Genomic DNA, 7698 nt, shown 5'->3' with positions numbered 1-7698 from the left:
CTACATCGCAGCAGCCAAGTAGCCGTTAGCTCTGAGCAGCAGCGCGTGCAGCTCGTGCCTTGGCACGCCGGAGTGCTCCGCGCTCTAGTTCCCGCTCCCTCTTGGCTCGCATCCGCTCATCCCTCTCCGCCGCGATGCGAGCATCTCGCGCCATCTCGATCAGTATCCCTGGATCTGCCGCCATTGCACGGTAGAACTCAGCCTCTAGCTCAGCGTCACCCTCATAATCAGGTTGCATCGCGTTCTCCAGACTGGAGCCACAACTCAACGTCGGCTTGTCTGTATCTGATGCGACCCCCTGCATGGATGAACCGGGGTCCGGTGCCTCGATATCGAAGTTGGGCGAGAGCAGAAACCGAGCGCCCCAGATAACGGGACACGTCACGCGGCGTGAGAAGTCGGGACTCAGCGTTATCGTTCGTCATAGTCGTGGTACGCCCACCAAGAAGAAAGATCAAGGATGAGCACAAGAGTTTGGATTGCGGATCGCTGGAAGGGCGCGAAGACCGGTACCGGGAATCGATGGCGTGTTGTCTGGATCGAGCCCGAGACGCGCAAAGAGCGCTCGAAGAGCTTCAAGAAGAAGCCCGATGCTGAAGCTCACAAGACTTGGCTGGAGAACTCTCTCCGCTCCCACGACTACACCGCGCCAGAAGTCGCATCCATGACCTTGGCCGATGCTGTGCAGGCGTGGATGGATTCAAAGAAGAAGCCCGGAGAGGCGAGCCGCAGCACCTACCAGAACCGCATAGAGAACTACGTCTTGCCCAGGTGGGGCAGCACGCGCCTGAACGCAATCAAACGCACCGACGTTGACACGTGGGTATCAGCCCTTCAGGAAGGCACAGCGCCCCGTAGAGCGGACGTGAGAGGCGCACAGGGACCACTGAGACCCGCGACCATCAAGGGCGTTCTCGTGCCGTTCAACGCCGCGTTGGGACTGGCCGTCCAAGAGGGATGGATCAGACGAAACCCATCCTCCGGAATCGAGACGCCGAGGATCGAGACTGATCCGGTCATCTTCCTGGACCACCTCCAGTTAGAGCGCCTGATCGACACCATGCGGACCACCGAGACATCCCAGGATGCTCTACTCGTCGCCATCATGGGGAACATCGGACTACGCCCCGGAGAAGCGTTCGCACTGGACGTCGGAGATGTGGATCTCGTACGACGTCGGATCTCGATCACGAAGACGTTCACTGTCAACGGCGAGAAGAAACCAATCATCGGCAAGATGCCAAAGACTCATGCGAGCATCCGCGATGTGCCCATTCCACCGCACCTAATAGACGATCTCCGTACTCAGATGGGCAAGCGCGCGAAGACGACTCCACTGTTCGTAAATCGTCGGGGCAAGCACCAGAGCACCGCCAACTGGCGCAACCGGCAGTGGAAGAAAGCTACCGAGGCCGCGAAGATGCCGACTGGACTCACCCCGAAAGGCCTACGACACACAGCAGCATCGTTGGCCATCGCATCCGGCGCAGATGTCCTGATGGTCCAGCGAATGCTAGGCCACTCCGACGCTAAGGAAACCCTCAACACCTACGCCAAGCTATTCCCCGACCGCATGGACGACGTCACCGCGAAGATGACGAAGGCACGAGATCGAGCCCTCCGAAAAGCCGCGAAGAGTCAGGGCAAATCCTGACCAGTCCAAACGCATCCTGACCAAATCCTGACTCAGGGTCATCTCACTCATCGTGCGCGATGCCAACCAGCAAGCAGAAAAGTCCTGGTAGATGGCGAGATCTACCAGGACTTATCCGTGCGCCCCCCCGGGCTCGAACCGGGAACCCATTGATTAAGAGTCAATTGCTCTGCCATTGAGCTAGAGGCGCATGGCTGAGATCACTCCCGGCCGAGGAATTACATTACCAGTTCCCCGGACGCATGCGAAATCGCGGAGGCCTCAGACGACGGCGATGATCCGACCGTCCGTGATCTGCTGCAGGGTGTCGAAAGTCAGCGGCATCACCGTGTGCGGATGGCCCGCCGCGGCCCAGATCTCGTCGATGTCACGGAGCGCTTCGTCGATGTACGTGCGCAGCGGCTCGGGATGGCCGACCGGCGCTACGCCACCGATTGCCTGTCCGGTCGCGCTGCGGACGACGGATGCTGGGGCCATCTCCACCCGGTCGGCGCCGACACTGGCCGCGACGACGGCGAAGTCGGCCCGGTGACCACCGCTGGTCATCACCAGCACCGGCTCGCCGTCGGCCAGAAATACGAGGCTGTTGGCGATGGCGGCCACTTCGCACCCGATGGCGGCTGCGGCTTCGACTGCCGTGCGCGCCGAGTCGGGCAGCACGCGGATCTCCGGGGTGACGCCGGCGGCTTCCAGGTGCTGCTCGACGATGCGACTGCGTTCGGGGAGTGGGGTGGTCTCGCTCATGCGTCCACGCTATCCAATGCCTCGTTTCACGAGGCGTCACCGACCGTGATCGCCTCTGCGTCCTCGACGACGGCATCTGCGGGCTCGTCGTTGATGTGCGCGAGAATCTTTCGGCCGAGGAACACCGTCAGCGTCGCCACCAGCACCGACGCCGCGGCGAACAGGTACGGCACGGTCGAGTTGAACGCGTGCCACAGCAGTGCGGCGATCGGGGGAGCCATCGCCCCACCGATGAAACGCACAGCCGAGTACGCCGATGACGCCACCGAACGCGGCAGGTCGGTCGCCTCCATCACGGCCTCGGTGAGGACCGTGTTCATGACGCCGAGCAGCAGGCCGCCGATGATGATGCAGACGACCAGTGACGGCGCCGTCTCGGCGACCAGTCCGGCCGCGACGAGGTCGACGGCGAGCAGGGGCAGGATCGTGAGGATGATCGCGGTGCGCGTCATGCGCCGCATCATCCACGGTGCCACCCAGATGCTGGTGATCGCGAGCGCGACTCCCCAGCCGAAGAATGTCAGCCCGATGCCCATCGCCCCGAACCCGAGTGGGAAGGGTGAGAAGGCGAGCAGCACGAAGAACCCGATGTTGTAGAACAACGCTGCGACGGCGAGGACGGCGAGCGCGGGGCGACCGAGAGCCTTGAACGGCGCCGAGAACGGAACCGGCTGGCGCTTTTCAAATGGTCCGCGCAGCAGGGTGAGCACCGCGATGAACGCGATGGCCATCAGCGCGACGACGCCGAAGAACGGTCCACGCCAGCTGACCTCGCCGAGCAGACCGCCCAGCAGCGGTCCAATCGCGATGCCGAGTCCGAGCGCGGCTTCGTACAGCACGATGGCCGCACCGCTGCCGCCGGAGGCCGAGCCGACGATCGTCGCGAGCGCCGTCGAGATGAACAGTGCGTTGCCCAGTCCCCATCCGGCGCGGAATCCGATGATCGCGTCGACGCTGCCGCTCAGAGCCGATGCGAGGGAGAACAGGATGATGAGGGAGAGCCCGATCATCAGGGTCGCCTTGGCGCCGATCCGGCTCGAGATCCAGCTGGTGATGAGCATCGCCAGCCCCGTCACGAGCAGGTAGCTGGTGAACAGCAGCTCGGTCTCGGTGGGGCTCGCCTGAAGCGATTCGGCGATCGCGGGCAGGATCGGATCGACGAGCCCGATGCCCATGAACGCCACCACACTGGCGAATGCGACCGCCCAGACCTGTGCCGGCTGTCGCCAGATCGATCCCGTCGTCGCGGTGCTGTTCATTCGCGTCCTCCTGCTTCCTGTTTCGGTTCGATGCTGTGTGCCGCGAGGATCTCGGCGGTGTGATGGAGTGCTTCCCAATCGGCTGCACCCAGATCGGCGAAGCGCGGGGCCAGCGCGGTGCGGAACGTTTCGCGCCACTGCGTCAGGGCCGTACGCCCGGCCTCCGTGATATCCACGACCGTCGCCCGCGAGTCCGAAGGATCGGGGGAGCGGGTAACGAGGCCTGCGCGTGCAAGGTCTCCCAGTAGCCGTGTCATTCCCGGTTGCGTCGTGCGCGATGCCCGCGCGAGGGCACCGACCCGCTGCCCGGACTCGCGCTCGAGAAGCGTCAGCGCTCGCCACTGCGCGGCGGGGGCATCGTTCTCGGCATCCTGGGCGGCGATGCGGCCCAGTGCGTGTGCGGACATCACGATCGAGGAAATGATCTCGTCATGATTCATACCCGAAAGTATATACCTACTGGCATGTATTGGTGTGGCTTGGTGGCGGCGGCTCGCGCGACCAGACCGCCTCAATGACCGGTGCGGCTCGCGATGCGGGAGGACAGCTGGTGCGCGTGCGCCATCAGTGTGCGGCCCAGGTGAGCGAGGCGGTCAGGACCGAACCGGAACTCGACACCGGTGAGGCTCAGTGCCCATTCCGGGCGCCCACTGCGGTCGAACACCGCAGCACCCATGCCCCAGCTGCCCTCGACGATCAGACCGGGGTTGACCGCATAGCCGCGTTCCTTGGTCTCGGCCAGTCGGGTGCGCAGGGGAGTGAGGCCATGAGAGCGTCCCCAGTTCTCGCTGAGCTCGGGATGACGATCGAGATAGGCATCCACATCGTGGTCAGGCAGGAACGACAGGATCGCCAGACCGGCGCTCGCGACACCGAGGGGGAATCGCACACCCTCGCTGAGCACGAAGGAGCGGATCGGGAACGAGCCCTCCTCGCGCAGCAGGCATACGGTCTCGTCGGCACGGCGCACCGAGAGGAACGCGCTCTCCTCGGTCTTGACCGCCAGTGAACGGACGATGTCGCGGGCGAGAGCCGTCACGTCGTAGCGAGCCGCAGCCACGGATCCCATCAGGAAAAGCTCTGGGCCCGGCATCCATCGTGCGGTCTGCTCGTCGCGGTCGACGAGTCCTTCGGCGCGCAGGGCGCTGAGCAGTCGGTGCACCGTGGAGCGCGAGAGTTCGGCCGAGCGCGCGAGATCCTGCAGGTTCGCGCCGTCGCCGGCGGCGGCGGTCACCAGACGCAGCAGGCGGGCGGCGCGCGCAACGGCCTGAGCGCCGGGTACCGATGGGGTGTCCACAATGTGGACGCTACTCGGCGAATCGACCACATCGCAAGACCGGGTTTCGGACGGCGCCGTCGAGGGCGGATGCTGGAAGGAAGACCTGACACGAAGGAGTGCTGCGTGAGCGACAAGCACGTGATCGACAAGCAATGGGGATCGGCTGCCGAAGCCGTCGCCGACATCCCGGACGGCGCGTCTCTGGCTGTGGGAGGGTTCGGGCTCTCCGGCAATCCGATCGCCCTCATCGACGCCCTGCTCGCCCAGGGCACGACCGACCTCAGCGTCGTCAGCAACAACTGCGGTGTCGACGACTGGGGGCTCGGCGTTCTGCTGAATGCGCAGCGGATCCGCAAGATGACCTCGTCGTACGTCGGCGAGAACAAGGAATTCGAGCGGCAGTTCCTCTCCGGTGAGTTGGAGCTCGAGCTGACGCCCCAGGGCACCCTCGCTGAGAAGCTGCGCGCCGGGGGATCGGGCATTGCCGCGTTCTACACGCAGACCGGCGTCGGCACGCAGGTCGCCGATGGCGGACTGCCGCGCCGCTACAACCCGGACGGCTCGATCGCGGTCGCGTCACCCGTGAAGGATGTGCGCTCGTTCGACGTCGACGGCACGCCGAAGGACTTCGTCCTCGAAGACGCCATCGCCACCGACTTCTCGCTCGTGCACGCGGCGATCGGCGACCGGCACGGGAACCTCGTGTTCAACAAGGCCGCCCGCAACTTCAACCCGCTCGCGGCCATGGCCGGGCGCATCTGCATCGCCCAGGTCGAGCGCCTCGTCGAGCCCGGCGAGATCGACCCCGATCAGGTGCATCTGCCCGGCGTCTTCGTGCACCGCATCATCGAGGTCGGCACCGATATCGAGAAGCGCATCGAGCGCCGAACCGTCACCACCAGCGAAGGAGCCTGACCATGGCACTTACCCGCGAGCAGATGGCCGCCCGCGCCGCCGCCGAGCTCACCGACGGCTCCTACGTCAACCTCGGCATCGGTCTGCCCACCCTGGTGCCGAACTACGTGCCCGCCGATGTCACCGTCGTGCTGCAGTCCGAGAACGGCATCCTCGGCGTCGGCCCGTACCCGACAGAGGACGCCGTCGACCCCGATCTGATCAACGCCGGCAAAGAGACGGTGACGACTCTGCCCGGCACGGCGTTCTTCGATTCGGCGACGAGCTTCGGCATGATCCGCGGCGGCAAGATCGACGCCGCGATCCTCGGAGCCATGCAGGTCTCCGTCGCCGGAGACCTGGCGAACTGGATGATCCCCGGCAAGATGGTCAAGGGGCCCGGCGGTGCGATGGACCTCGTCCACGGTGCCCGGCGCCTGATCATTCTCATGGAGCACGTCGCCAAAGACGGCTCCCCGAAGATCGTGAACGAATGCTCCCTGCCGCTGACCGGCAAGGGCGTCGTTCACCGCATCATCACTGACCTCGCCGTGATCGACGTCACCGCTGACGGGCTCGTCCTCGCAGAGACGGCGCCCGGCGTGAGCGTGCAGGAGGTCATCGACGCGACCGAACCGCCGCTGGCCGTTTCAGAAGACCTGAAGGAGAACTCATGACCGACGTCGTCATCGTCGCCGCTGCCCGCACACCCCAGGGGCGCCTCAAGGGCCAGCTCGCATCGTTCACCGCCCCGCAGCTCGGATCCTTCGCAATCAGGGGCGCACTCGAGCAGGCATCCGTCGACCCGGCCGCGATCGACGCCGTCATCGTCGGCCAGGTGCTCGCCGCCGGTTCCGGTCAGAACGCCGCCCGCCAGGCTGCCATCGGCGCGGGCATCGGCTGGGAGGTCCCTGCCCACTCAGTGAACAAGGTGTGCCTATCCGGTCTCACCGCGATCATCGACGCCGCCCGCATGATCCGCACCGGGGACGCCACAACGGTCGTCGCCGCGGGCATGGAGTCGATGACCCGGGCGCCGCACCTGCTGATGGGATCGCGCGACGGATGGACCTACGGCAGTGTCGAAGTGCTCGACCACATGGCCTACGACGGCCTTACGGACGCCTACGACAAAGAGAGCATGGGCGCCTCCACCGAGCGGCACAATCCGCGCTTCGAGCTGACGCGCGAGGTGCAGGACGAGGTCGCCGCGCTGTCTCACCAGCGCGCCGCCGCAGGCGCCGACGCCGGCGCTTTCGACGCCGAGATCGTCACCGTCGAGGTGCCGCAGCGGCGTGGCGAGCCCGTCATCGTCACGAAGGACGAGGGCGTCCGCCCGGAGACCACCGTGGAGACACTTGGAAAGCTCCGCGCAGCGTTCGCCGAGGGCGGCACCATCACTGCGGGCAACTCCTCGCAGATCTCCGACGGAGCATCGGCCGTCGTGGTCACCACGCGCGCGAATGCCGAGGCGCAGGGCTGGCCCGTGCTCGCCGTGATCGGGGCGAACGGCCAGACCGCCGGCCCCGACAACTCGCTCCAGGCGCAGCCGGCCCAGGCCATCGCCCGCGCCCTCGACAAGCAGGGGATCACCGCCGCCGACCTCGACATCGTCGAGATCAACGAGGCGTTCGGTGCGGTCGTGGCCCGCTCACAGACCGAACTCGGCGTCTCCGGCGACATCGTGAACGTCCACGGCGGCGGCATCGCGATCGGCCATCCGATCGGCGTTTCGGGCAACCGAATGGTCGTGCACATGGCGCACGAACTCGCCAAGCGCGGCAGCGGCACGGTCGCGGTGGGCCTGTGCGGAGGCGGCGGTCAGGGCGAGGCGCTGATCCTCACGCGCTGAGTGCTCGCACAGCGTG

General features: G+C 65.8%; 9 protein-coding genes and 1 tRNA gene. 4 read left to right on the top strand and 6 right to left on the bottom strand.

Going from position 1 to position 7698, the window contains the following annotated elements; translation table 11 throughout:
- Positions 1 to 227 precede the first annotated feature (227 nt).
- Positions 228 to 425 (bottom strand): helix-turn-helix transcriptional regulator, encoded by a 198-nt coding sequence (locus ACTICP_RS12405; protein ID WP_441892788.1) that lies wholly within the window; start codon positions 423 to 425, stop codon positions 228 to 230.
- Positions 426 to 460: 35 nt separating this feature from the next.
- Between ACTICP_RS12405 and ACTICP_RS12400 the strand changes: the two genes are divergently transcribed.
- Positions 461 to 1654: a tyrosine-type recombinase/integrase gene (locus ACTICP_RS12400; protein WP_441892786.1), complete on the top strand. Its 1194-nt coding sequence runs from the start codon at positions 461 to 463 to the stop codon at positions 1652 to 1654.
- A 118-nt stretch (positions 1655 to 1772) separates the two neighbouring features.
- Here the strand turns inward: ACTICP_RS12400 and ACTICP_RS12395 are convergent.
- From ACTICP_RS12395 to ACTICP_RS12375, 5 genes are all read right to left on the bottom strand, one after another.
- Positions 1773 to 1844: transfer RNA gene (locus ACTICP_RS12395), tRNA-Lys, on the bottom strand.
- Between the two features lie 71 nt (positions 1845 to 1915).
- On the bottom strand, positions 1916 to 2398 hold the full coding sequence (locus ACTICP_RS12390) for a YbaK/EbsC family protein (protein ID WP_441892784.1): 483 nt from the start codon (positions 2396 to 2398) through the stop codon (positions 1916 to 1918).
- A 26-nt stretch (positions 2399 to 2424) separates the two neighbouring features.
- Positions 2425 to 3657, bottom strand: a complete 1233-nt coding sequence (locus tag ACTICP_RS12385; protein WP_441892782.1) for an MFS transporter — start codon at positions 3655 to 3657, stop codon at positions 2425 to 2427.
- On the bottom strand, positions 3654 to 4097 hold the full coding sequence (locus tag ACTICP_RS12380) for a MarR family winged helix-turn-helix transcriptional regulator (protein WP_441892780.1): 444 nt from the start codon (positions 4095 to 4097) through the stop codon (positions 3654 to 3656). Before ACTICP_RS12380 ends, ACTICP_RS12385 begins: the two co-directional genes overlap by 4 nt.
- A 71-nt stretch (positions 4098 to 4168) precedes the next feature.
- Entirely contained in the window at positions 4169 to 4954 is a 786-nt protein-coding gene (locus ACTICP_RS12375; protein WP_441892778.1) for an IclR family transcriptional regulator, read from the bottom strand.
- Positions 4955 to 5074: 120 nt separating this feature from the next.
- Here ACTICP_RS12375 and ACTICP_RS12370 point away from each other — a divergent pair, with 120 nt between their 5' ends.
- From ACTICP_RS12370 to ACTICP_RS12360, 3 genes are read left to right on the top strand one after another with little or no spacing between them, the layout of a single operon-like run.
- Positions 5075 to 5851: a CoA transferase subunit A gene (locus ACTICP_RS12370; protein ID WP_441838599.1), complete on the top strand. Its 777-nt coding sequence runs from the start codon at positions 5075 to 5077 to the stop codon at positions 5849 to 5851.
- Between the two features lie 2 nt (positions 5852 to 5853).
- Entirely contained in the window at positions 5854 to 6507 is a 654-nt protein-coding gene (locus tag ACTICP_RS12365) for a CoA transferase subunit B (RefSeq protein ID WP_441838596.1), read from the top strand.
- Entirely contained in the window at positions 6504 to 7682 is a 1179-nt protein-coding gene (locus ACTICP_RS12360; protein ID WP_441838595.1) for an acetyl-CoA C-acyltransferase, read from the top strand. The genes ACTICP_RS12365 and ACTICP_RS12360 overlap by 4 nt, the downstream gene beginning before the upstream one ends.
- Positions 7683 to 7698 lie beyond the last annotated feature (16 nt).

This window comes from Microbacterium sp. (genome assembly GCF_052102115.1).
Classification (GTDB): Bacteria; Actinomycetota; Actinomycetes; order Actinomycetales; family Microbacteriaceae; genus Microbacterium.
This window is presented reverse-complemented; position numbering and strand designations above follow the sequence as displayed.